Raw genomic sequence first — 21,695 nt, 5'->3', positions numbered from 1 at the left:
GCTCGGCAGGAAGCCGCCCACGCTCCTAGAATGGCAGGCTGGCCGCACCCGGCCCCCTATTCAAGCCGTACTGGAGACACCATGAACGCCCCCACCGCCCCCCTGCACCTGCTGCCCGAAGTACAGCAGCGCGACGTGCCCGCCGCCCTGATCGATGCCCTCAAGGCCCGCTTTGGCGAGCAGTGCAGCACCGCCCTGGTGGTGCGTGAACAGCACGGCCGCGACGAGTCCTCGTTCCAGGTGCCGCCGCCGGCGGCCGTGGTGTTTGCCGAAAGCACCACCGACGTGGCCGATGCCGTGCGCCTGGCCAGCCAGTTCGAGGTGCCGGTGATCCCGTTCGGCGTGGGCTCCTCGCTCGAAGGCCACCTGCTGGCCGTGCAAGGGGGCATCAGCCTCGATGTCAGCCGCATGAACCGGGTGCTCAGCGTGAACGCCGAAGACCTGACCGTGACCGTGCAACCCGGCATCACGCGCAAACAGCTCAATGAAGAGATCAAGGCCACCGGCCTGTTCTTTCCCATCGACCCGGGGGCCGACGCCACCATCGGCGGCATGACCGCCACCCGTGCCAGCGGCACCAACGCCGTGCGCTACGGCACCATGCGCGAAAACGTGCTGGCCCTGGAAGTGGTCACCGCCAGCGGCGAGGTCATCCGCACCGGCACCCGCGCCAAGAAGAGCAGCGCCGGCTACGACCTGACCCGCCTGATGGTGGGCAGCGAAGGCACCCTGGGCGTGATCACCGAGATCACCGTGCGTCTGTACCCCCTGCCCGAGGCCGTGTCGGCCGCCATCTGCTCATTCCCGAGCATCGAGGCGGCGGTGCGCACCACCATCCAGACCATCCAGCTGGGCGTGCCGATTGCCCGTGTCGAGCTGATCGACCACCACACCGTGCGCATGGTCAACCAGTACTCCAAGCTGGGCCTGCGCGAAGAACCCATGCTGTTGATGGAGTTCCACGGCTCGCCCACCAGCGTCAAGGAGCAGGCCGAAACCGTGCAGGAGATCGCCAGCGAGTTCGGTGGCAACGCCTTCGAATGGGCCAGCACCCCTGAAGAACGCACCCGCCTGTGGACGGCGCGGCACAACGCCTACTTTGCCGCCGTGCAGTCGCGCCCGGGCTGCAAGGCCATCTCCACCGACACCTGCGTGCCCATCAGCCGCCTGGCCGACTGCCTGCTCGACTCGGTGACCGAGACCGACGCCAGTGGCATCCCCTACTTCCTGGTGGGCCACGTGGGCGACGGCAACTTCCACTTCGGCTACCTGATCGACCCCGACAGCGCCGAAGAACGCGCCAAGGCCGAAGAGCTCAACCACAAGCTCGTCACCCGGGCGCTGCAGCTGGGCGGCACCTGCACCGGCGAGCATGGCGTGGGCCTGCACAAGATGGGCTTTCTGCTCGACGAAACCGGCGCCGGCGCGGTCGACATGATGCGCACCATCAAACGCGCCCTCGACCCCAAGAACATCCTGAACCCGGGCAAGATCTTCGCGCTGTGAAAGAGGCCGCCGGCCTCGCGCAGGCTTGACGTGCGCAGGCTCCTCAGCACTTGAAGCCAGCGGCTGCACCGCCAGCCGCTGGCCCAGTGCTTTCAGGATGAGCAACAAGTTGCTGAGTGCCGGGTTGCCACTGGGGGACAGGCGGCGTCATGCCATTGAATGGCCCGGCACACCCAAGCGAGCCAGATGAAAACCACCATCGCCCTGAATCTTCAACTTAAGCGGGTCAGGCAAAAAGTTCGGACTGCTCGTGCTTCAAAGCCTCGATCCGGCACATGAGGCCGATCTTTTCATCGGCTTTGCGCCTTGCGTGTTCAGACATGCAACTCGCCAACTCATCAAGTTGTTCAACGCCGCTGATGGTTCGGAACGTCTTTTCCTTGTTGACAAAGACAACCGACTTCTTCTTTTGCGCCAACAACTCAATGATGTTGCTCAATGTGCCGGTGCTCTTCGCATCCCAAACCATGAGGCCGACATCAGCGGCCGCAGCCATCGCGAGATCCTTGGCTGTAAAGAACGCCCTGGTTCCTGGCGCATGCTGGGTGGTGACGACATCCACAGGCCAATTGCCCACGTTGTTGCGGGGCACCCCGCCGCTGCAGTAGACGGTGGTGTTTTCGTGTCCGAGGGCCAGTAACTGCTGCTGGATGGAGGTGTCCGCCCCTTCAGCATCGCCCACAAGCACCTTGAACCCCAACGCGACGATGTTGCCAATACGATCCTTCACCTTCACATCAAGGTGCTTGATGTTCATGGAACCTGCAATGAAAACGGTGGTCATGGCGATCTCCAGGTCAGGGCGGCGACGTAAACATGCCTCACTTTAGGGTACTTTCGGAGAGCAGCGCAGGCGGCCTCCAGGGAGGCCCCGGTATGGAACAGGTCGTCAACCACAAGCACATTCCAGGGACCCGCTCCCTGAATCGTGTCGTGGACAGCGAAACTGTCGCCGATGGCCTCTATTTTCTCCTCTTTAGTCTGCAGATCCTTGAGGAGCTTGGCAGCGCGGCTTCTGTGTAGCAGGTCGGTAAAAACCGGGATACCTGACAAAGCACTCAGCGCTTGCGCAACTTCCGTCACCGGCTGTCGAGCACGTACCGTGGACGCTGGCATAGGAACAATGAACCCGATCCCGGCAAGCCTCGGGACGACATGGTCCAGCAATGCCTTTGCCAAGGGTTGCACCTGCCCCCAATCCTGACGGTACTTCAACTGGTAGGTAGCTTCACCGACATCGGTGCGGACTGATTCGAATCTCGGACGACCGTATTCATCGTCACCGAGGTGGGTGCTGCGAAGCATGTGCTTGTTCAATGCCCAACCGGCGTTCCAAGGTCCGTGCAACTGCCGCAAAACCACATCCATAGGGCCCCCTGTCGCGTCTGATCGCGATTATTCCCAGGGAAGCGAAGTCGAAGCTTTCCGACAACGTAACAAGGTGCCAGCGGTCTCTTGATCGACCTGCTCCCAAAGCCATGGACGTCGCCCCTCTTTCCGAAACACCTGTTTCGTACGGCTTGGCCGCCACAGTATTCACATCGGAGCATCAGGTCCTCCCAGCCATCTCGAACGCCCATGAAAAACCCCGCCGCGGCTCACGCCGGGCGGGGTTTTTTTGTGTGCCTGGACTCAGCCTGGCGGCGTGGATCAGTAAGTCAGTTCACCGTGCGGCAGCAGGCCGGCGCGGTTGGCTGCAGCGGCGGCCTGGCGCACTTCCTGGCGAGTGATGGCGGACTTCACGGCCGGCAGCACCTGCGAGTTGGTGTCCACGTCAGCGGCGTGACGGGCAGCGGCCACGGCCTGGGTCTTCACTTCGGCACGGCTGTATTGCGACACCACGTCGGCGCGCTGGTTGTATTCGGCCAGGCCTTCGGCAAAGCTGGGTGCGGCGGCCACGAAGGCAGAGGCGGCAATCAGGGCGGAGGCGATCAGTTGGCGGTTCATGATGATGTTTCCTTTCAAAGTTGATGGACTTCCGGGCAGGGCGGAGGCCTCGATGGGCGCCGTCTTGTCCAGCTCGGTGAGTCTTTGCAGAGGTGTCTGGCTCATCGATGGGATGAACTTTATAGGGTTAACACCAACAATAAAACATCGTCATGCGCAAATGGCTATTCCGTTTTTAGAAACAATCAAAGCGGAACTTTGGGTGCCGCACCGGGCCTGCCCGGCAGCGGGCGGCCTCATGAAGGCAGCTGGTTGAGCAACAGGCGCAGCCGCACCACAGGCAAGCTGTGCTGGCGCCCGGCCGCGGTACCGAGGGGGGTGAGGCCAGGTTGCCAGGCTTCGATCAGGGCTTGCAAGGGCTGCAGCTGACCGGCCTCCACCGTTTGACCGCGCAGCTCGGGGTAGCGGCTGGGGTTTTGGGTACGGGCCTGCAGCCAGGCCACGCTGCGCGCCATCGAGGCCCCGGCTGGGGTGGCCCGGTGGTACAGGTCGTCGCCACTTTCACGCAGCGCCAAGGCCAGCGTGAGCAGGGGGCGCAAGGCGTCCACCTGGTCGGCCAGTTGGCCACTCTGGTGGTAGTCCAGGCTCTCGCCCGTGGGCAACAGCGCGTCCATCAACTGCTGCTGCAAGCCGCGCCGGGCCGATTCGACCAGGGTGGCGTCGCTCAGGGCCCAGCCGATCAGGCCAATGCTGCACAGGCGGTGGCTGTTGCGGCGGTCCAGCGCATCGGGCCGGTCCAGTTGCCGGTCGCCTTGCTGGGCCAGCGCATGGGCCTGCCACCAGGCGTCGAGGCGGGTCCGATCGGCTGTGGCCATGTGGGGCCGCAACAGGCGGTAGGCCCACACCGCGGGCTCCAGCCAGCGCAGGCTCAGGGGCTGGGCCACCGGGGCCAGGCTGCGCGCCCAGGGGCGCAGCAGCTCCAGCGCCCGCTCCCGGTAGGCCGCCTGCCCATTGAGCGTGAACAGAAAGGCCAGGGCCTGCAGCTGCTCGAACTCGCCCAGGCTGTCGGCCACCCGGCGTGGCGGGGCCTCGCCTTGCCAACGGGGCTCGGCAGGCAGTTGGGCCAAGGCGTGCGGGGGCTGGCTCCAGCCGCGGGCCAGCAACTGGTACTGGGCCTTCATGACGGCCTGCACCTCGGTGGATTGGGGTGCGCGCTCGCGCAGCAGCTGCCAGTGGCGCTCCGGGGGCCACCACAGGGCGGGCAGCTGGGCCTGGGCCGGGGGATCCTGGGCCCACAGCGCACTGGCGGGCAGCCCGCCGACCACACAGGCCAGCCAGGCCCGGCGGTGGATGCTTTGAAAGCGGCTGGCGGTGTTCATGGTGGGCGCTCCTGGCGCGGTGGGCTGGCGGGTCGCCAGCGCTCGATGATAGGTTGCCCCGGCGCCAGGTGAAAGCCGGATCAGCCCCCCTTCAGAGCTGGTAGATCCAGACCGGACGCCCGTCGGGGGCCATCAGTCGGGCCTGGTGGGGCTGCTCCAGCACCTCGAACTCCAGGCTCACCAGCCAGCTGCCCGGGGCCATCTCGGCCTGGGCCTTGGCCAGGGCGCGCGCCATGCTCTCGGGGCGCTGGAACACATAGACCAGTTGGTACGGCGCCCAGGATTCACGCCAGATGTCACCGCGCCGCACCTGGGCCCAGGGGCAGCGCAAGGCGCACAGCAGGCGCAGCGGCCAACTCCACTCCAGGCCGTGCAGCACCGCCTCGGGCCAGGCCCGGCGCAGGGCCCGCAGACCGTCGCCCAGGCCACAGCCCGCGTCCAGCACCGCCGCACCCGCAGGCAAGGCGATCGCCTGGGGCAACCCCAGCAAGGCGCCCCGGGGGGTGGGGAAGATCGGCGCATCGCGCCAGGCATTGATGGGGTAGACCAGCAGCACCAGGCCCAGCGGCAGCAGCCACACCCAAGCTGGCAGCGTGACAGCGCCCGACACCAGCAACGACAGGGGAAAGCCCAGCGCGATCATGAAGCGACGCCACCAGTTGGGCCCCAGCACGCTGCCCAGGGCGCCCAGCGCCGCGGCACTGCCCAGGGCCAGCAGCACACCCACCCCGGCCTGCGCCAGCACGGCAAACAAGCCCCAGGCCGCGGCCCAGACCAACAATGCCGGCAAGGGCCAGGGCAGGCGCAGCCGGGCAGGTGGGCGGCGGCCGGGCACGGTGCTCATGGGTTCGAGCTGCGCATCAAGCCCCCGCGGAGCTGCCGCGCAAGCGGTCGATCAGGCCGTTGAGTTCTTCCAGCGAGCCGAACTGGATGGCCAGTTCGCCCATTTCTTCGGTGCGGCCAGCACGCTTGACGCGCTTCTTCACCCGCACCTCCACCGCCGCGGTCAGCAGGTCGGAGAGCTCCTCCTCCACCCGTTTGAGGTCACGCGACTTGTCTTTCTTGGTCGGTTTGGGCGAGGTCAGGCTGAATTCGGCGCTGATCTTCTTGACCAGGCCCTCAGCCTCACGCACCGACAGCTTCTTGGCCACGATCTGGTTGGCGGCGGTGATCTGGGTGGCCCGGTCGAGCGACAGCAGCGAGCGCGCGTGGCCCATGTCCAGATCGCCGGCCATCAGCATGGTCTGCACTGGCTCGGCCAGGTTCAGCAGGCGCAACAGGTTGGAGGCCGCGCTGCGCGAGCGGCCCACCGCCTGGGCGGCCTGCTCGTGGGTCAGGCCGAACTCTTTCACCAGGCGCTGCAGGCCCTGGGCTTCTTCGAGTGGGTTGAGGTCTTCGCGCTGGATGTTCTCGATCAGCGCCATGGCCGCGGCCGCCTCGTCGGGCACCTCGCGGATCAGCACCGGCACGCTGTCCAGACCGGCCAGGCGCGAGGCGCGGAAGCGGCGCTCACCGGCAATGATTTCGTACTTGCCGTCGTTCGGACCCGCGTGCAGGCGGCGCACCAGGATGGGCTGCATGATGCCCTGCGCCTTGATGCTTTCGGCCAGCTCGTACAGCGCCCCCTCGTCCATGCGGGTGCGCGGCTGGTAGACGCCGGGCACCAGCTGGTCCAGCTGCAGAGTGGCCGGCTGGCCGCTGTTGGCGGCAGGCACATTGCCGTCGGTCGCAGCTTCGTCCACCTTGGGGCCCAGCAGGGCTTCGAGTCCACGGCCCAGGCCCTTGGGTTTCTTGGTCGCCATCTTGGTCAGATCTTTCTTGGAACTTGGATTTCAGGGCCCATCAAAGCGCCTGAGGGGGTTGCAGGGGCGCTGACAAGGACTGCAGCAAGGCCAGCCCCTCGGGCCAGTCTCCCAGGCCTGATTCGGCATTCAGGTGCCCGCGTGGGCCCGCCTCCACCAGGCGGCTGCCCCAGGCCTGGGACAGGCCCTGGGCATGGGCCAGGCTGGCGTAGGGGTCGTTGCTGCTGGCCACCAGCACGCTAGCGAAGGGCAGGCGCTGGCGCGCCATCGGAGCCCAGCCGGGCAGCATCACGCGCAGGTCGTCGCGCGCCAGCTCGGGCGGCGCCACCAGCAAGGCCCCGCGCACACGGGCGGTGTTGCGCGAGTGCGCCGCCCAGGCCGCCACCAGGGCACAGCCCAGGCTGTGGGCCACCAGCCACACCGGCCCGGGCTGGGCCAGCAGCACTTCTTCGAGGCGGGCATTCCAGTCACCGCGCAGCGGGCGCATCCAGTCGTGCTGCTGCACCCGCACAAAGCCATGCTGCTGCTCCCACAGCGTCTGCCAATGGCCGGCGCCACTGTTCTGCCAGCCCGGCAGCAGAAGAACCTCTGAAGCCTGAATCATCGAACGCCTCCGGGGTTCACATAGTTTTGATGCGCTGCACCATTTCTTCGGCGAATTCGACGAAGGCCTGGCTGCCCTTGGCCTGCGGGTCGAACACCACGCCGGGCAGCCCGTAGCTGGGCGCCTCGGCCAGGCGCACGTTGCGCGGGATCACGGTGTTGAACACCTTGTCGGCAAAGTGGCCCTTGAGCTGCTCGCTCACCTGCTGTTGCAGCGTGATGCGGGGGTCGAACATCACGCGCAGCAGGCCGATGATCTGCAGGTCTTTGTTGAGGTTGGCATGCACCTGCTTGATGGTGTTGACCAGATCGGTCAGGCCTTCCAGGGCAAAGTACTCGCACTGCATGGGCACGATCACCCCGTGGGCAGCGCACAGGCCATTCAGGGTCAGCATCGACAGCGAAGGCGGGCAATCGATCAGCATGAAGTCGTAATCGGCATCGACCGCGGCCAGGGCGGTCTTGAGGCGCTTTTCACGCCGCTCCAGCTGCACCAGCTCGACCTCGGCACCGGCCAGCTCGCGGTTGGCACCCAGCACGTCATAGCCGCAGGCCTCGGCGCGCACCTTGGCCTCGGCCACCGAGGCCGACTCGATCAACACGTCGTACACCGTGAATTCGAGCTGGCGCTTGTCCACGCCCGAGCCCATGGTGGCATTGCCCTGCGGGTCCAGGTCGATCATCAGCACGCGCTGGCCGATCTTGGCCAGGCCGGCTGCCAGGTTGACGGTCGAGGTGGTCTTGCCGACCCCCCCTTTTTGATTGGCGACGCAAAAAATCTTGGCCATGAATTCGTTCTTGTTCTAGGGGTCAGGGGTTATTTGGAAAAGGCCAGCTTCAGGCCAAAGCCGATCAGAAACACGCCGGCCAGCTTTTCCAGCCCACGCGCAATCGCGGGGTTGGCACGCAGGCGTTCGGCCAGAAAATGCGTCAGCAGCACCACCACCACGCCATAGGCCAGGGTCAGCGCTGCGATGGTGGCCGCCATCACGCCAAAGGTCAGCAAACCCTGGTGGTGCACCGGGTCCACGAACAGCGGGAAGAAAGCCATGTAAAACACGATGGCCTTGGGGTTGAGCAAGGTGATGGCAGCCGCTTGTTGAAAATACTGGCGCGGCCGGATGTTCAGCACCGGGGCCGACCCCGGCTTGGCCGTGAGCATGCGAAAACCCAGCCAGGCCAGGTAGGCGGCGCCCAGCCACTGCACCGCATGGAAAGCTGGCGGCCATGCCGCCAGCAAGGCCGCCACACCGGCCACCGCCAACCACATCAGCACCTGGTCACCCGCGATCACGCCCAGGGTGGCGGCCATGCCGCCACGCAGCCCACCCTTGCCGGTGGAGGTGATCAAGGCCAGGTTGCCCGGCCCCGGAATCGCCAAAAACAGGACGATGGCCGCCACGAAAGCGCCGTAATCTGCAACACCGAACATGATTGGATCCTCCACCCACTGAGCGGCCGAGTTTACGCGAGTGGCCTGCCCGCCAGATGTCAGAACGTGCAGACCTTCTCAGATCAGGCCGGCTTCATCCAGATGATGCAGCGTTCGGCCTCCAAGCCGGGCACCTTGAGCTGTTCCACGTGAAACACCTGCACTGCGGCCGGCAAGGCCGCCAGCTCATCCGCCGGGTGCTTGGCCTTCATGGCCAGCCAGACACTGCCCTCGCCCAGGGCTGCCTGTGACCAATTCACAAAATCGGGCAGCGAGGCAAAGGCCCGGCAGCTGACCACATCGAAGGGGCCGCGGAGGTTCTCGACCCGGGCATGCACGCCACGCAGATTGCCCAGGCGCAGCTCGGCCGCCACCTGCTGCACAAAGGCAGCCTTCTTGGCCACCGTGTCCACGCAGCTGACCGACAGCGTCGGGCAGCAGATGGCAAAGACCACACCCGGCAATCCACCGCCCGAGCCCACGTCCAGCAGCTTGCGGGCCATGCCCTCCCCCAGGCTGGCCAGGTGGCGCTGCAGTGGCGGCACCGCCGCCAGGCTGTCGAGCAGGTGGTGGGTCAGCATCTCGGCCGGGTCGCGCACCGAGGTCAGGTTGTAGACCTTGTTCCACTTCTGGATCAAAGCCATGTAGTCGAGCAAACGGCCCACCTGCTGATCGTCCAGCGACAGGCCCAGGGCCTGCAGGCCGGCCCGCAGTTCGGCTTCAAAAGCACGTGCGCTCATGGGGCCACCGCCGTTTCGTCGGCCTGGGCAGCCTCGTTGGCAAAGCCACGGAAGCCGCCCTTTTTCAGGTGAATCATCAGCAACGAGATCGCCGCAGGGGTCACCCCCGAAATGCGCGAGGCCAGGCCCAGGGTTTCCGGCCGATGCTTGTTGAGCTTCTGGCGCACCTCGATCGACAACGCCCCCACCTGCATGTAGTCAAAGTCGGGTGGCAGTTTGAGGTTCTCGTAGTGAGCAGCACGCTGCACCTCGTCGCGCTGGCGATCGATGTAGCCCGAATACTTGGCCGCGATCTCAATCTGTTCCACCACGGGTTCGTACAACTCACCCAGGGCTTCGCGTGACACCACCACGGGCTGGGTCTCGCTGGCCACCGGCAGGTACTTGCCGCCGTCCAGCGACATCAGGGCTGCATAGCTCACATCGGGGCGGCGCAACAGATCGGCCAGGTTGTATTCGTGCTCGATGGCCTTGCCCAACACCCGCTCGGATTCGGCCGCCGGCAGGTTGCGCGGATTCACCCAGGTGCCGCGCAGGCGCTCTGTTTCACGTGAAACAGCTTCCAGCTTGCGACTGAAAGCGGCCCAACGCGCATCATCGACCAGGCCCAGGCGCCGGCCCGCCTCGGTCAGGCGCATGTCGGCATTGTCTTCGCGCAGCTGCAGCCGGAACTCGGCCCGGCTGGTGAACATGCGGTAGGGTTCGGTCACGCCCTTGGTGATCAGGTCGTCCACCAACACCCCCAGGTAAGCCTCGTCGCGACGCGGCAGCCAGGACTCGTCGCCACGGCATTGCAGGGCCGCGTTGATGCCGGCGAACAAGCCCTGGGCCGCCGCCTCTTCGTAGCCGGTGGTGCCGTTGATCTGGCCGGCAAAGAACAGGCCACCGATCTGGCGGGTCTCAAAGCTGCTCTTCAGGGCGCGAGGGTCGAAGTAGTCGTACTCGATGGCATAGCCCGGGCGCAGGATGTGGGCGTTCTCCAGCCCCACCATGCTGCGCACCAAGTCGTACTGGATGTCAAAGGGCAAGCTGGTGCTGATGCCGTTGGGGTAATACTCGTGGGTGCTCAGGCCTTCGGGCTCCAGAAAGATCTGGTGGCTGTCCTTGTCGGCAAAGCGGTTGATCTTGTCTTCCACGCTGGGGCAGTAGCGCGGGCCCACGCCCTCGATCTTGCCGGTGAACATGGGGCTGCGGTCAAAGCCGCTGCGGATGATCTCGTGCGTGCGCTCATTGGTGTGGGTGATCCAGCATGGCATCTGCTGCGGGTGCATGGACACCGACCCCATGAAGCTGAACACCGGGATGGCCCCTGGCAGCCCGCCAGGCATGCCATCGCCGGGCTGTTCAGTGCACTTGGAGAAGTCGATGCTGCGCCCATCGATGCGCGGCGGGGTGCCGGTCTTGAGGCGGCCCTGGGGCAGCTTCAGCTCCTTGAGACGCGCCGACAAGCTGACCGCAGGCGGGTCACCGGCCCGGCCGGCCGAGTAGTTGTTCAGGCCGACGTGGATCTTGCCATCCAGGAAGGTGCCCGCCGTGAGCACCACGGTGCGCGAACGGAAGCGGATGCCCACCTGGGTGACGGCGCCCACCACGCGGTCGCCCTCCACCATCAGGTCATCCACCGCCTGCTGGAACAGCCACAGGTTGGCCTGGTTTTCCAGCCGGTGGCGGATCGCCGCCTTGTACAGAATGCGGTCGGCCTGGGCCCGGGTGGCCCGCACGGCCGGCCCCTTGGAGCTGTTGAGGATGCGAAACTGGATGCCCGACTCGTCGGTGGCGATGCCCATGGCCCCCCCCAAGGCATCGACCTCTTTCACCAGGTGGCCCTTGCCGATGCCCCCGATCGAGGGGTTGCAACTCATCTGCCCCAGGGTTTCGATGTTGTGCGAGAGCAGCAAGGTCTTGCAGCCCATGCGGGCCGCGGCCAGAGCGGCCTCGGTGCCGGCATGGCCGCCGCCAACGACGATGACGTCGAATTCTTGTGGGTAAAGCATGGTGGTGAAAACGGGCCTGTTGAAGCCGCAGACAGAGGTGGCCAAACAAGACCCCAGCGCCGTGGGCGCCAGGCCGGGGGGCCAACGCCCCGGGAGGCGAGATTTTAACGGGCGCGCCCCACCCGCGCACCTGCCGTGGCCAAAGACCGCAACACCGCCTCTGCGAGCCCGTGTGCCACCGTGCGCCAGTGGCACCCCCGCCCCATTCAAGCTGACCCAGCCAACCTCACAACAAGCATCACAATGGCGCCCATGAATCAGCCCGTGTTTCACGTGAAACCAAGCCCCCTGCCCCACCCGCCCGATCGGCCTGGGAGCCCCGATTGCCGTCCAGGCTGTGGCGCCTGCTGCACCGCCCCGTCCATTTCCAGCCCTATCCCGGGCATGCCGCAGGGCAAGCCGGCCGGGGTTCGCTGCATCCAGCTCGACCCTCAGGAGCGCTGCCAGATCTTCGGCCACCCGGATCGCCCGGCCGTGTGCGGCCAGTTGCAACCCAGCCATGAGATGTGCCGTGACAGCCGGGAGTCCGCTCTGCAAGGCTTGGCCGAACTCGAAGCATTGACCCGCCCTGGGGCCTGATCAAGCCCCTGGTCTCAACGCCCCAGGCGTTGTCGCAACTCGCGCAGCAGGCTCAAACCCAGCTCGTGCTCATAGCGGCGCACGCTCAGCTCCAGACGCCCCGCCAGCTCGGCCGACACCTCGGTCAGCTCCGCCAACAGGGGCCGCAGCAGATCATGGGCTTCAAAGCCGGCCTCGATCAAGGCCAGCTCCAGCGCATCCAGCGCCTCGGCGGTCAGCGACGGGCACGACAGCCCTGCCGTCTCAACCAGCGACGGCGAGGCCGTGAGGTCGTCCATAGGTGCCTGCGATCGAGCCACGTCACTCCCTGCCTGGTGCAGCCAGCGGGTCAGGGCGGCATACAGGGCGGGCGGGTCCACCGGCTTGGCCACGAAGTCGTTCATGCCGGCCGCCAGGCAGTTGGATCGCACCTCGGCAAAGGCATTGGCTGTCATGGCCACAATGGGCAAACGGGCGCACCCCGGCAAGGCCCGCAACTGCCGCGTGGCCTCCAGGCCATCCATGCCCGGCATCTGCAGGTCCATCAGCACCAGGTCCGGCAGCACGGGCAAATCGGCACGCACCTGATCCAAGGCACTCTGGCCCGAATCGGCGCAGCTCACCCGCAGCCCGACCGAACTCAGCAGCTCGCTGGCCACCTCGCGGTTGATCGGGTTGTCCTCCACCAGCAACACATGCGCGCCGTCAAAGCGGTGCTCGGGCCCCTGCCCGGCCACCCACTGCGCCGGCACGGCCTGCACGGCTTCGCGCACGCGGCTGACCAACAGCAGCAGGCAGTCCAGCAGCGACGAATAGGACACGGGCTTCTCCAGCACCATGGGCACCCCCAGGGTGGCGGCCTCGGCGCGCAACTGGGCATCGACGCTGGCGCTGACCAGCAGACAGGCCGGCCCCTGCCCCTCGGGGTGGGCTGCCCGCAGGGCCCGCACGGTGTCCAGGCCATTCAGGCCAGGCATCAACCAATCCAGCAACACCAAGGTGTAGGGGTCGCCGGCCTGCTCGGCCTGGGCCACCCGGGCCAGTGCCTGCGGACCCGAATCCGCCACATCGGTGCGCAGACCCAACTGGTTCAGCATGTCTGCCAGGGCCTCACGCGCCTCGGGCAGGTCGTCCACCAGCAAAGCGCGCAAACCCGCCAATGGCTGCACCGAGGGCGGGCGGGCCGGGTTTTCGGCTTCTTGCAGCAGCACGGTCACCCAAAAGCAGCTGCCCCGCCCCGGCTCGCTCTCCACCCCGGCATCGCCCCCCATCAGCTGCACCAGGTGGCGTGTGATGGTCAGGCCCAGACCCGTGCCCCCAAAGCGCCGTGTGGTCGAGGCATCGGCCTGCTCGAAGGCGCTGAACATGTGGGGCAGGCGGTCAGCCGGAATGCCGATGCCGGTGTCCCGCACCTCAAAGCGCACCCGCAGCGCGCCCGCCGGGGCCCCGGGCTGCAGCCGGGCCCGCAGCAGCACCGAGCCGCGCTCGGTGAACTTCACCGCATTGCTCAGCAGGTTCAGCAAGGCCTGCGACAGGCGGGTCGGGTCGCCCCGCAGGGTGCGCGGCAGGTGGTCGGTGTCCAGCACCAGTTCCAGGCCTTTCTCGCGGGCTGTCTCCATCACCAGGGCACAGGTGCGCGCCAGCATGGTGTCCAGCGCAAAGTCGATCGACTCCAGGCTCAGCTTGCCGGCCTCGATCTTGGACAGGTCCAGGATGTCGTTGATCAGGCTCAGCAGGTGGTGGGCCGCATCGTCGATCTTGATCAGGCGCTCGCGCGCCGAGGGGTCGCTCAGATCGCGCCGCAGCAGGTAGGTCAGACCCATGATGGCGTTCATGGGGGTGCGGATCTCATGGCTCATGTTGGCCAGGAAAGCCCCCTTGGCCCGCGCCGCCGACTCGGCCCGGTCGCGCGCCAGCCCCAGCTCTTCATTGAGCTCCAGCAGGCGCTGCTCGGCCTGCTTGGAGCGGGTGATGTCGGTGGCCAGCACGAAAAAGCCACGCACCTCGCCCTCACGCCAGTCGGGCGTGTAATGCAACAGGGTCACCGCATGCGTGCCGCGGGCACTGAGCTCTTCGCGCTCAAAGCGCTGCACCTCACCCGCCAGGGCGCCCTGCACCTGACGACCGAAGGTCTGCAGGCGGGCCGGGCCAAAAATTTCTTCCATGCTGCGGCCGGTCACCTGCTCCTCGCGCAGCCCGAACCAATCCAGGTAGCCTTTGTTGACAAAGCGGCAACGCAGATCGCGCCCCCAGTAAGCCACCCGGCCCGGGATGTTGTCGGCCACCAGGCGCAGCAGTTGCTCGGCCTCGCGCAGACCGACCACCAACTCCCGCTGCCGCGCCTCGGCGTCTTTCAGGGCCTGCACATTGGTGGCAAAGAAGTAATAGCCCTGCACCACCCCGTTCTGCCAGTCGGGCAGGCGCTTGACCAGAAAGTGGGCCGACTGCCCGGCCTGCCCGGGCATGTCATAGTCATCGCTCAGCGTTTCACCTTGCAAAATTCGCTCGATGAAGGGCAACTGGCGCTGGAAGAAGGCCTCGCCCAGCACCTCGCTCACCGTGCGGCCCAGCACCTGCTCGGCACACTGACCGAACCAGTCCAGGTAGGCCTGGTTGGCAAAGCGCAGGCGCAGGCTGCGGTCCCAGTAGGCCACCAGCGCGGGCTGGTTGTCGGTCACGACCTGGGCCCGGGTCTCGCTGGCCAAGCGGGCCTGCACGGCCTGCTCCAGGGCCTGCGTGCGGGCCTCGACCAGCGCAGCCAGGTGCTCACGGTGGCGCGCCAGTTCGGCCGCCACGGCCCGGCTCTCGGTCACATCGGTGAATGACACCAGCACCCCTTGCAAGGCCTGGGTGGCAGGGTCGCGCAGGGGCTCGGCGTTGACGCTCAGCCACAGCATCGAGCCCTGTCCATCCGGGTGGCCCAACAGGCACTGGTGCACCGCCTGCCCGTCGCGCAGCACCCGGGCCAACGGCAGGTCTTCGGGGGCCAGGATGTGGCCGTCTTCGCGGCGGGCCTGCCAATCCCGCGGGTGGGGAAAGCGCTGCTGCATGTCCTGCAGGGACAGGCCCAGGATGCGTTCCGCCGAGGGGTTGCAGGTGCGAATCCGGCCATCGGGTGCGAACACCATCACCCCCTCGGTCAGCGACGACACCATGGTCCGATACACCGATTCGCTGTCGTGCAGGCGCTGCAACAAGCCGCTGCGCGCCCGCTCGGCCCGGTAGATGGCCACGCAAGCCCCCAGCAACAGCAGCAAGGCGGCCAGCAGGCCGGCATCAAAAGCCAGGTTCAGGCGCTGTGACAAGGCTTCGCTGTCCTGTTGCAATTGCCGGTTCACAGCAGCCACCCCGACATCCAGGTGATGCAACATCGTTCGCAGCGACAGGGCCTGCCGGGAATCGGCAGGCAGGCCATTCAAGGCCAGCGCCTGGCGACGGAACTCGGCCAGATCGCGTGGCAATTCAAGCACCCCGGCCCGCTCCAGCACCGGCGCCACGGCGGTGGCGGTATAGCCGTTCAGGGCCTCCGTCAGCAGGGCTTCACCGCGCGAGCGCTGCCACGGTGAGGCCTCGTCGCTGGCCAGCATCAGGTGCAAAAAGCCCTGATGCAGATCCTCTCCCGCCTGGGCCAGGGTCTGCATCTGCCGCTGGGCTGCCGCCAGACGCTGTTGCTGGTGCCCATGCAGGCCGGCCATCGACAGGCAGATCAACACCGCGCCCAGCCCGGCCAGCACGACTCGCCGGGGCACCGGGTAGCGGATGGGGGAGCCTGGGAGCGCCATGCATCAATCCAGCAAAACCCCGCCCAAAGACTGGTACTTGGCAACCACCGCGTCCTCGGTATCGGCATGGCGCTCGGCCACAACACAGAAATCGGCAAATCGCTGGGCAAAGGCCGCCGCCACGTCGGGGTCGAAATGGCGCCCGGCCTCGGCCAGGATCATGTCGCGCGCCACCTCGAAGGCAAACGGCGGCTTGTACACCCGGCGCGAGATCAGGGCATCGAACACGTCGGCCAGGGCCATCAGGCGCGCCGCCAGCGGAATCGCCTCGCCGGCCAGGCCGTCGGGGTAACCGCTGCCATCCCAGCGCTCGTGGTGATGCCGGGCAATCTGCTTGGCGCAGGCCAGAAAATCGATGGGTGGGCCGCCCTCGTCCATCAGGTCCTGCTCCGCCCGCTCGATGGCCTGGGCGCCCAGCAGCGCGTGGGTCTTCATGAGCTGCCATTCCTCGGGCGTGAGCTTGCCGGGCTTGAGCAGCACGTGGTCCGGAATGCCCACTTTGCCGATGTCGTGCAGCGGCGCCGACTTGGCAAAGCGCTCGATGGTGTCGGCATCCAGATCGCGGGCATGGCGCGGGTGCAAGGCCAGTTGCGTGGCCAGCAGGCGCATGTAACCCTGGGTGCGCAGCAGGTGGTTGCCGGTCTCGGGGTCGCGGGTTTCGGCCAGCCGGGCCAGGGCGTGGATGCTGATGTGCTGGATGCGCTGGTTCTCGGCCATGCGCCGGGCCACCTCGGCCTCCAGGCTGGCATTGCGGTCGCTGAGCAGGTCCCGGGCACGCTTGAGCTCCAGCTGGGTCTTGACGCGGGCCATCACCACGGGCGGACGCAGCGGCTTGGTGATGTAGTCCAGCGCGCCCAGGGCCAGGCCCTGAGCCTCGTCGGCGGTGTCGTCCATGGCGGTCACGAACAACACCGGGATGTCCTGGGTCTGCGGGTCGGACTGCAGGCGGCGCAACACCTCCAGGCCATCCATGCCGGGCATCATCACGTCCAGAAGAATCAGATCCGGCCGAGGCGCGGAGGCCGCCAGACGCAGGGCCGCCAGGCCCGAGTTCGCCACCCGCACCCGGTAGTGAGCCTGCAAGAGATCGCCAAGCACGGTGAGGTTGTCGGGCAAATCATCGACGACGAGCACCACGGGCCGGGTGTCGCACGGATCGCGCGCTGGCATGAAGGTATCCCCCTGATGGATTTTTCAGGCCATTATGGGCGTCTGCTTATAGTCTGCAAAGCCCTTGTAGCCCTAGCCCCCGATCCATCCAAGCATGGCGCAGATCACGGATTCAGGCCTCCGGCACCACCGCGCCCAGGGGCCGCTGGCGCCAGGCCAGCAAGGCCCCCACCCACAAGGCCAGTGCCGAAAACACCAGGCCACGCACCAGACCGCCGGGCCCGTCGGCAATCCAGCCCACCGCCGTCGGCCCCACGATCTGCCCGGCCGCAAACACGATGGTGAAGGCACTGATGCCGGCCGCCCAGCGCGAGGCCGGCAGGTTGTGGCGCACCAGCGCCGTGGTCGAGGCCACCACCGACAGAAACACCCCGCCAAACATCAGCCCTGACAGCAACAGCGCCGGCCACCAGTGGCTCAGGGCCGGCAACAGGGCGGCCAGCCCCAGCAAGGCATTCAGAAAAGCCAGTGCGCCCCCACCCCGCGCGCGCTCCAGCAAACCAGCCCAGAGCCGCGCAGAGGCCAGCACCGCCCCACCCAACAGGGCATAGAACAGGGTGATGCGTTCAGGCGCCACGCCCTGCTCACGCAACAAGGCCACCACAAAAGTCATGTAGCCGATGTAGCCCACGCCAAAGGCCGTGTAGCCGGCCAGGGCCGGCCACAGCGGTCGCAGGTCAAAGCCCCGCCCCGTGTTGCCCACGGAGGCCGGCGGCAGCAAGGCCGCCAGGCGCCGTGCCGGCCACCACAGCGCCGCACTGGCCAGCAGGCTGGCCGCGGCCAGCGCCCACCAGGCCCAGCGCCAGGCATGGGCCTCATGCACGGCCTGCTGCAAGGCCTCGGGCACCAGCCAGGCCGACAGCGCGATGCCCCAGCCGGTGCCGCCGTAATACAGGCCCAGCAACCAGCCCGAACGCCCGGGCTGCAAGGCCCCCAGGCGGGCGGCCATCAGGCCGCCTGCGATGAACACCAGCGCACTGGCCGCACCGGCCAGCAGGCGCTGGACCAGCAAGGGCCCCGCCTCGGTGAAAAACCCGCTGCAGGCCATGAACAGACTGGCCAGCACCGCACCGCCCAGCAACACCCGTTCGGGCCCCTGGCGACGCAGCAGCCAGGGCGTGGCCAGCGCCCCGATCAGGTAGCCCAGGGCATTGGCCGTGTTCATGGCGCCGGCCAGCGCATACGACCAGCCCAGGTCCTCGCGCATGGTGGGCAGCAGCAGACCGTAGGCAAAGCGGGTGATGCCCAGCGAAACTGCCGCCCCCAGCGACAGCGCCAGGGCCAGCAAGGTGGCGGGCAGGGCCGCGGGAGCGCTCAGGGTGGAACGCGGCATGGGTGTTGTCTCCGGCTATTTGTTATGACGCCACTGTAAGCGCGCCAGCGGCTCACTGCAGGGACGGCACCGGGTCGCGGGGGTGACCCACCGGACCAGTGTCAGGGCCGGCTCTGGCATAAAACGCATGATCTTGCGCAAGCAAGCCCATTGCGGGGGCGCTACGCTGTGCCCACTGTTTTGCGCCCCTCCCGTCCCGACCCTTTTTCAGGAACACCATGAGCTCTCTGTTCGAACCCGTCCAGGCCGGCAGCCTGAAACTCGCCAACCGCATCGCCATGGCACCGCTCACGCGCAACCGCGCCCCGGGCGCCGTGCCGGCAGCCATCACGGCCACCTACTACGCCCAGCGGGCCAGCGCCGGTCTGCTGATCACCGAGGCCACCGCCATCAGCCACCAGGGCCAGGGCTATGCCGACGTGCCCGGCCTGTATGGCGAGGACCAGATCGAGGGCTGGAAGAAGGTCACGGCGGCCGTGCACGCGCAGGGCGGCCAGATCGTGGTGCAGCTGTGGCATGTGGGCCGCGTCTCGCACACCGACCTGCAGCCCGGCAACGCCGCCCCGGTGGCGCCATCGGCCATCCGCGCCAACACCAAGACCGTGCTGATCAAGGACGGCGTGCCCGGCTTTGTCGAAACCTCCACCCCGCGCGCCCTCGAACTGGGCGAGCTGCCCGGCATCATCGAGGACTACCGACGCGCCGCCCGCGCCGCCATCACGGCGGGCTTTGACGGGGTCGAGATCCATGCCGCCAACGGCTACCTGATCGACCAGTTCCTCAAGACCGGCAGCAACCACCGCAGCGACGCCTATGGCGGCTCGATCGAGAACCGCGCCCGCCTGCTGCTCGAAGTGGTGGCCGCCATCAGCGCGGAGATCGGTGGCGACAAGACCGGCATCCGCCTGTCGCCGGTCACGCCGGCCAACGACGTGATCGATGCCGACCCGCAGCCCTTGTTCGAGTACGTGCTGCGCCAACTCGCCCCTTGCGGCCTGGCCTATGTGCACGTGATTGAAGGTGCCACCGGCGGTGCGCGCACCCTGCCCGACCGGCCCTTCGACTACACCGCCGCCAAGGCCGCCTACCGCAACGCGGGTGGCCAGGGCGCCTGGATGGTGAACAACGGCTACACCCGTGAGCTGGCCGATGCGGCCGTGGCCGCTGGCGCCGACATCGTGGCCTTTGGCCGCCCCTTCATCGCCAACCCCGACCTGGTCGAGCGCCTGCGCCGCAATGGGCCCTTCAACGAAGGCCACCGCGCCACCTATTACGGCGGCGGCGAGGCCGGCTACCTCGACTACCCCACGCTCTGATCCGGTGCCAGCCGCCGGTCCGGCCCCCGGCCCGGGCTAACATCGGGCCCGCACCCACCAGAGCCCCGCGAGAGCCCCATGAGAATCCTGCTGATTGAAGACGACCCCCAGCTGAGCGAGGCCCTGGTCAGCTTTCTGCGCGCCAAGGGCTTCGTGGTCGACACGGCCGGCACGCTGGCCCAGGCCCGCGCCACCTTGCCGGCGGCGCACTGGGGCGCGGTGCTGCTGGACCTGCACCTGCCCGACGGCGACGGGCTGGGCCTGTTGCCCCTGCTGCAACGCCAACATGCCGACAGCAGCGTCATCGTGCTAACGGCCCGTGACCAGATCACCGACCGCATCCGGGGCCTGGATGCCGGGGCCGACGACTACCTGGTCAAACCGTTCGACCCGGAAGAACTGCTGGCCCGGCTTCGCGCGGTTGAGCGCCGCCGTGGCGGCGCCAGCGGCCAGGGTGCCACCCTCACCCTGGGCGCCCTGAGCGTGGACCTGGCGCGCGACCGCGTGCGCGTCAACGGCCAGCCGGTGGAACTCACGGCCAAGGAATGGGCGCTGCTGCGTGTGATGGCCAGCCGCCCTGAACGCATCCACAGCCGCGAAAGCCTGCTCGACGCCCTGTACGGCTTTGACGACGACACCGACAGCAACACCCTGGAGGTGTTCATCAGCAACCTGCGTCGCAAGATCGGCCGCGAGCGCATCCAGACTCTGCGCGGCCTGGGTTACCGCCTGGCCGGCGACCCGGCCTGAAACCCATGCCCACCCCGGCTCGCCCCCCCACCAGCCTGTCGGCCCGACTGAGCCGCAGCCTGGTGCTGTGGGTGTGTGCGCTGTGGCTGATGACGGCGGTCGGCACCACCTGGTACGTGCGCACCGAGGTCAACGATGTGTACGACAGCGCCCTCAGCGAAAGCGCCTGGCGCCTGCTCGACCTGGTCAGCCACGAGATCGATGAACACGGCGCCAGCCCGGTGCTGGGCGAGGCACCGCCGCCGCGCTCGAGCAGCTTTCCGCTGCACCTGGCACCGCACCACCTGATCTACCAGATCACCAGCCCCGAAGGGCGCCTGCTGCTGCGCTCTGCCGACGCGCCCACCGAGGTGCTGGCCCCCGAGGTGCGCTACGGCTTTTCCGAGCAGGGCCCGTGGCGCGTGTTCAGCCTGACCCACCCGACCCGCCAGGCCCGCATCCATGTGGCCGACGCACTGCAGCACCGCCAGCACACCCAGATCGATGTCGTGCTGTCGCTGCTGCTGCCTTTGCTGGGCCTGCTGCCTTTTCTGGCCCTGCTGATCCGCCACATCACCCAGCGCGAACTGGCCAGCGTGGGCGCACTGGCCGATCAGATCCGCGAGCGCAGCGACCGCAACCTGAGCCCGCTGTCCAGCGCCGGCCTGCCCGCCGAACTGACCGTGATCACCGAGCGCAGCAACCACCTGCTGCAGCGCCTGTCGGGGGCCCTGGACACCGAGCGCGCCCTGGCGGCCAACGCCGCCCACGAGCTGCGCACCCCGCTGGCCACCACCCGGCTGCGCCTGCAAGGGGTGCAGGCCCTGCTCGGCCAGGAACCCACCGAGGTGGTGCAGCGCGAACTGCAGCATGCCCTGGACTCGCTGGCCCAACTGAGCCGGCGCACCGAGAAGCTGCTGCAGATGTCGCGCGCCGAATCAGGCGCCGCCCTGGCCCGCGAGCGTGTGCCCCTGACTCGCCTGGCCGCCGCCGTGGCGCAGGAGTTCTGGGCCGACCCGGCCCTGCTCAACCGGCTGCAACTGCAGTTGCCCGAACACGGCGAACCCGAGGCCCTGGGCGACTTCGACGCCCTGGCCATCGCTCTGCGCAACCTGCTTGAGAACGCCGCCCGCCATGCGCCCCAAGGCCCCATCGTGCTGGGCGTGCACCTGCCGGCCCAACTCAGTGTGAGCGACTGCGGCCCGGGCATTCCGCCCGAGCGCCAGGCCGACCTGCTGCAGCGCCACCAGCAAGAAGGCACGCCATCGCGCAGCACCCCGCAACCCGGCTACGGCCTGGGCCTGTCCATCGTCAGCACCATCATCGAACGCCAGGGTGGCCGGCTGAGTCTGCAGTCGCCCGCCCCCGGGCACACCGATGCTGCCCACCCGGGCCTGTGCGTGACCCTGGCGTTGCGGCCTGCCCAGGGGGCTTGACCGCTTCAAAACGGGGCCTCCGCCGGAG

At 67.5% G+C, this 21,695-nt stretch carries 20 protein-coding genes and 1 pseudogene; 6 read left to right on the top strand and 15 right to left on the bottom strand.

What is annotated here, in order from left to right; translation table 11 throughout:
- The first annotated feature begins 81 nt into the window (after positions 1-81).
- Positions 82-1,506, top strand: coding sequence for an FAD-binding oxidoreductase (locus AC07PT_RS04410; RefSeq protein ID WP_492349506.1), 1,425 nt, complete (start codon positions 82-84; stop codon positions 1,504-1,506).
- Positions 1,507-1,551: 45 nt separating this feature from the next.
- Here the strand turns inward: AC07PT_RS04410 and AC07PT_RS04405 are convergent.
- The 4 genes and pseudogenes from AC07PT_RS04405 to AC07PT_RS04390 form a co-directional block, all read right to left on the bottom strand.
- A pseudogene (locus AC07PT_RS04405) lies at positions 1,552-1,653 on the bottom strand (addiction module antidote protein); the annotation flags it as partial.
- A gap of 79 nt (positions 1,654-1,732) precedes the next feature.
- On the bottom strand, positions 1,733-2,290 hold the full coding sequence (locus AC07PT_RS04400; protein WP_492349505.1) for a hypothetical protein: 558 nt from the start codon (positions 2,288-2,290) through the stop codon (positions 1,733-1,735).
- Complete coding sequence (locus AC07PT_RS04395; RefSeq protein ID WP_494655897.1) at positions 2,287-2,811, bottom strand: ComF family protein; 525 nt, start codon at positions 2,809-2,811, stop codon at positions 2,287-2,289. Before AC07PT_RS04395 ends, AC07PT_RS04400 begins: the two co-directional genes overlap by 4 nt.
- A 345-nt stretch (positions 2,812-3,156) precedes the next feature.
- The gene (locus AC07PT_RS04390; RefSeq protein WP_027474907.1) at positions 3,157-3,453 is read right to left on the bottom strand and encodes a hypothetical protein; all 297 of its coding nucleotides are present in this window, start codon (positions 3,451-3,453) and stop codon (positions 3,157-3,159) included.
- Here AC07PT_RS04390 and AC07PT_RS04385 point away from each other — a divergent pair.
- On the top strand, positions 3,452-3,709 hold the full coding sequence (locus tag AC07PT_RS04385; protein ID WP_494655896.1) for a hypothetical protein: 258 nt from the start codon (positions 3,452-3,454) through the stop codon (positions 3,707-3,709). The two genes, AC07PT_RS04390 and AC07PT_RS04385, sit on opposite strands and share 2 nt — an antisense overlap.
- Here the strand turns inward: AC07PT_RS04385 and AC07PT_RS04380 are convergent.
- From AC07PT_RS04380 to mnmG, 8 genes are all read right to left on the bottom strand, one after another.
- Positions 3,690-4,772: an alginate lyase family protein gene (locus tag AC07PT_RS04380; RefSeq protein WP_494655894.1), complete on the bottom strand. Its 1,083-nt coding sequence runs from the start codon at positions 4,770-4,772 to the stop codon at positions 3,690-3,692. The genes AC07PT_RS04385 and AC07PT_RS04380 overlap by 20 nt on opposite strands.
- A 91-nt stretch (positions 4,773-4,863) precedes the next feature.
- Positions 4,864-5,616 carry a class I SAM-dependent methyltransferase gene (locus tag AC07PT_RS04375; RefSeq protein ID WP_494655893.1) on the bottom strand — a complete coding sequence of 251 codons (753 nt, stop codon included), beginning with the start codon at positions 5,614-5,616 and terminating at the stop codon, positions 4,864-4,866.
- Positions 5,617-5,632: 16 nt separating this feature from the next.
- Positions 5,633-6,574, bottom strand: coding sequence for a ParB/RepB/Spo0J family partition protein (locus AC07PT_RS04370; protein WP_492349501.1), 942 nt, complete (start codon positions 6,572-6,574; stop codon positions 5,633-5,635).
- Positions 6,575-6,614: 40 nt separating this feature from the next.
- Entirely contained in the window at positions 6,615-7,178 is a 564-nt protein-coding gene (locus AC07PT_RS04365; protein WP_494655892.1) for an RBBP9/YdeN family alpha/beta hydrolase, read from the bottom strand.
- Between the two features lie 16 nt (positions 7,179-7,194).
- On the bottom strand, positions 7,195-7,965 hold the full coding sequence (locus tag AC07PT_RS04360) for a ParA family protein (RefSeq protein WP_492349499.1): 771 nt from the start codon (positions 7,963-7,965) through the stop codon (positions 7,195-7,197).
- 29 nt (positions 7,966-7,994) lie between these two features.
- Complete coding sequence (locus AC07PT_RS04355; RefSeq protein ID WP_492349498.1) at positions 7,995-8,609, bottom strand: LysE family transporter; 615 nt, start codon at positions 8,607-8,609, stop codon at positions 7,995-7,997.
- Between the two features lie 83 nt (positions 8,610-8,692).
- Complete coding sequence (gene rsmG / locus AC07PT_RS04350) at positions 8,693-9,349, bottom strand: 16S rRNA (guanine(527)-N(7))-methyltransferase RsmG (protein WP_494655891.1); 657 nt, start codon at positions 9,347-9,349, stop codon at positions 8,693-8,695.
- Complete coding sequence (gene mnmG / locus AC07PT_RS04345) at positions 9,346-11,343, bottom strand: tRNA uridine-5-carboxymethylaminomethyl(34) synthesis enzyme MnmG (protein ID WP_494655890.1); 1,998 nt, start codon at positions 11,341-11,343, stop codon at positions 9,346-9,348. The genes rsmG and mnmG overlap by 4 nt, the downstream gene beginning before the upstream one ends.
- A gap of 252 nt (positions 11,344-11,595) precedes the next feature.
- Between mnmG and AC07PT_RS04340 the strand changes: the two genes are divergently transcribed.
- A complete protein-coding gene (locus tag AC07PT_RS04340; protein ID WP_494655889.1) occupies positions 11,596-11,922 on the top strand; it encodes a YkgJ family cysteine cluster protein in 327 nt (108 codons plus the stop codon).
- A gap of 14 nt (positions 11,923-11,936) precedes the next feature.
- Here the strand turns inward: AC07PT_RS04340 and AC07PT_RS04335 are convergent, their stop codons facing one another.
- The 3 genes from AC07PT_RS04335 to AC07PT_RS04325 form a co-directional block, all read right to left on the bottom strand.
- Positions 11,937-15,683, bottom strand: a complete 3,747-nt coding sequence (locus AC07PT_RS04335; protein WP_494655888.1) for a PAS domain-containing hybrid sensor histidine kinase/response regulator — start codon at positions 15,681-15,683, stop codon at positions 11,937-11,939.
- 3 nt (positions 15,684-15,686) lie between these two features.
- Entirely contained in the window at positions 15,687-16,853 is a 1,167-nt protein-coding gene (locus AC07PT_RS04330; RefSeq protein ID WP_494655887.1) for an HD domain-containing phosphohydrolase, read from the bottom strand.
- Between the two features lie 112 nt (positions 16,854-16,965).
- Positions 16,966-18,186: a YbfB/YjiJ family MFS transporter gene (locus AC07PT_RS04325; protein ID WP_492349492.1), complete on the bottom strand. Its 1,221-nt coding sequence runs from the start codon at positions 18,184-18,186 to the stop codon at positions 16,966-16,968.
- Between the two features lie 218 nt (positions 18,187-18,404).
- On the opposite strand from AC07PT_RS04325, the gene AC07PT_RS04320 reads away from it, so the two are divergent.
- The 3 genes from AC07PT_RS04320 to AC07PT_RS04310 all read left to right on the top strand — a co-directional run bounded on the left by AC07PT_RS04320 (position 18,405) and on the right by AC07PT_RS04310 (position 21,667).
- A complete protein-coding gene (locus tag AC07PT_RS04320) occupies positions 18,405-19,502 on the top strand; it encodes an alkene reductase (RefSeq protein WP_492349491.1) in 1,098 nt (365 codons plus the stop codon).
- 78 nt (positions 19,503-19,580) lie between these two features.
- The gene (locus AC07PT_RS04315) at positions 19,581-20,252 is read left to right on the top strand and encodes a response regulator (protein WP_494655886.1); all 672 of its coding nucleotides are present in this window, start codon (positions 19,581-19,583) and stop codon (positions 20,250-20,252) included.
- A 5-nt stretch (positions 20,253-20,257) separates the two neighbouring features.
- A complete protein-coding gene (locus AC07PT_RS04310) occupies positions 20,258-21,667 on the top strand; it encodes a sensor histidine kinase (RefSeq protein ID WP_492349489.1) in 1,410 nt (469 codons plus the stop codon).
- Positions 21,668-21,695 lie beyond the last annotated feature (28 nt).

The sequence above is a fragment of the Curvibacter sp. GW821-FHT09D12 genome (assembly GCF_059416245.1).
This window is presented reverse-complemented; position numbering and strand designations above follow the sequence as displayed.

Bases quoted from the DNA above. Each gene is read 5' to 3' on its own strand.
- AC07PT_RS04320 (WP_492349491.1), top strand. From the start codon at position 18,405: ATGAGCTCTCTGTTCGAACCCGTCCAGGCCGGCAGCCTGAAACTCGCC.
- mnmG (WP_494655890.1), bottom strand. From the start codon at position 11,343: ATGCTTTACCCACAAGAATTCGACGTCATCGTCGTTGGCGGCGGCCAT.
- AC07PT_RS04390 (WP_027474907.1), bottom strand. From the start codon at position 3,453: ATGAACCGCCAACTGATCGCCTCCGCCCTGATTGCCGCCTCTGCCTTC.
- rsmG (WP_494655891.1), bottom strand. From the start codon at position 9,349: ATGAGCGCACGTGCTTTTGAAGCCGAACTGCGGGCCGGCCTGCAGGCC.
- AC07PT_RS04310 (WP_492349489.1), top strand. From the start codon at position 20,258: ATGCCCACCCCGGCTCGCCCCCCCACCAGCCTGTCGGCCCGACTGAGC.
- AC07PT_RS04325 (WP_492349492.1), bottom strand. From the start codon at position 18,186: ATGCCGCGTTCCACCCTGAGCGCTCCCGCGGCCCTGCCCGCCACCTTG.
- AC07PT_RS04380 (WP_494655894.1), bottom strand. From the start codon at position 4,772: ATGAACACCGCCAGCCGCTTTCAAAGCATCCACCGCCGGGCCTGGCTG.
- AC07PT_RS04335 (WP_494655888.1), bottom strand. From the start codon at position 15,683: ATGGCGCTCCCAGGCTCCCCCATCCGCTACCCGGTGCCCCGGCGAGTC.
- AC07PT_RS04385 (WP_494655896.1), top strand. From the start codon at position 3,452: ATGATGATGTTTCCTTTCAAAGTTGATGGACTTCCGGGCAGGGCGGAG.
- AC07PT_RS04400 (WP_492349505.1), bottom strand. From the start codon at position 2,290: ATGACCACCGTTTTCATTGCAGGTTCCATGAACATCAAGCACCTTGAT.
- AC07PT_RS04330 (WP_494655887.1), bottom strand. From the start codon at position 16,853: ATGCCAGCGCGCGATCCGTGCGACACCCGGCCCGTGGTGCTCGTCGTC.
- AC07PT_RS04355 (WP_492349498.1), bottom strand. From the start codon at position 8,609: ATGTTCGGTGTTGCAGATTACGGCGCTTTCGTGGCGGCCATCGTCCTG.
- AC07PT_RS04315 (WP_494655886.1), top strand. From the start codon at position 19,581: ATGAGAATCCTGCTGATTGAAGACGACCCCCAGCTGAGCGAGGCCCTG.
- AC07PT_RS04375 (WP_494655893.1), bottom strand. From the start codon at position 5,616: ATGAGCACCGTGCCCGGCCGCCGCCCACCTGCCCGGCTGCGCCTGCCC.
- AC07PT_RS04360 (WP_492349499.1), bottom strand. From the start codon at position 7,965: ATGGCCAAGATTTTTTGCGTCGCCAATCAAAAAGGGGGGGTCGGCAAG.
- AC07PT_RS04395 (WP_494655897.1), bottom strand. From the start codon at position 2,811: ATGCTTCGCAGCACCCACCTCGGTGACGATGAATACGGTCGTCCGAGA.
- AC07PT_RS04410 (WP_492349506.1), top strand. From the start codon at position 82: ATGAACGCCCCCACCGCCCCCCTGCACCTGCTGCCCGAAGTACAGCAG.
- AC07PT_RS04365 (WP_494655892.1), bottom strand. From the start codon at position 7,178: ATGATTCAGGCTTCAGAGGTTCTTCTGCTGCCGGGCTGGCAGAACAGT.
- AC07PT_RS04340 (WP_494655889.1), top strand. From the start codon at position 11,596: ATGAATCAGCCCGTGTTTCACGTGAAACCAAGCCCCCTGCCCCACCCG.
- AC07PT_RS04370 (WP_492349501.1), bottom strand. From the start codon at position 6,574: ATGGCGACCAAGAAACCCAAGGGCCTGGGCCGTGGACTCGAAGCCCTG.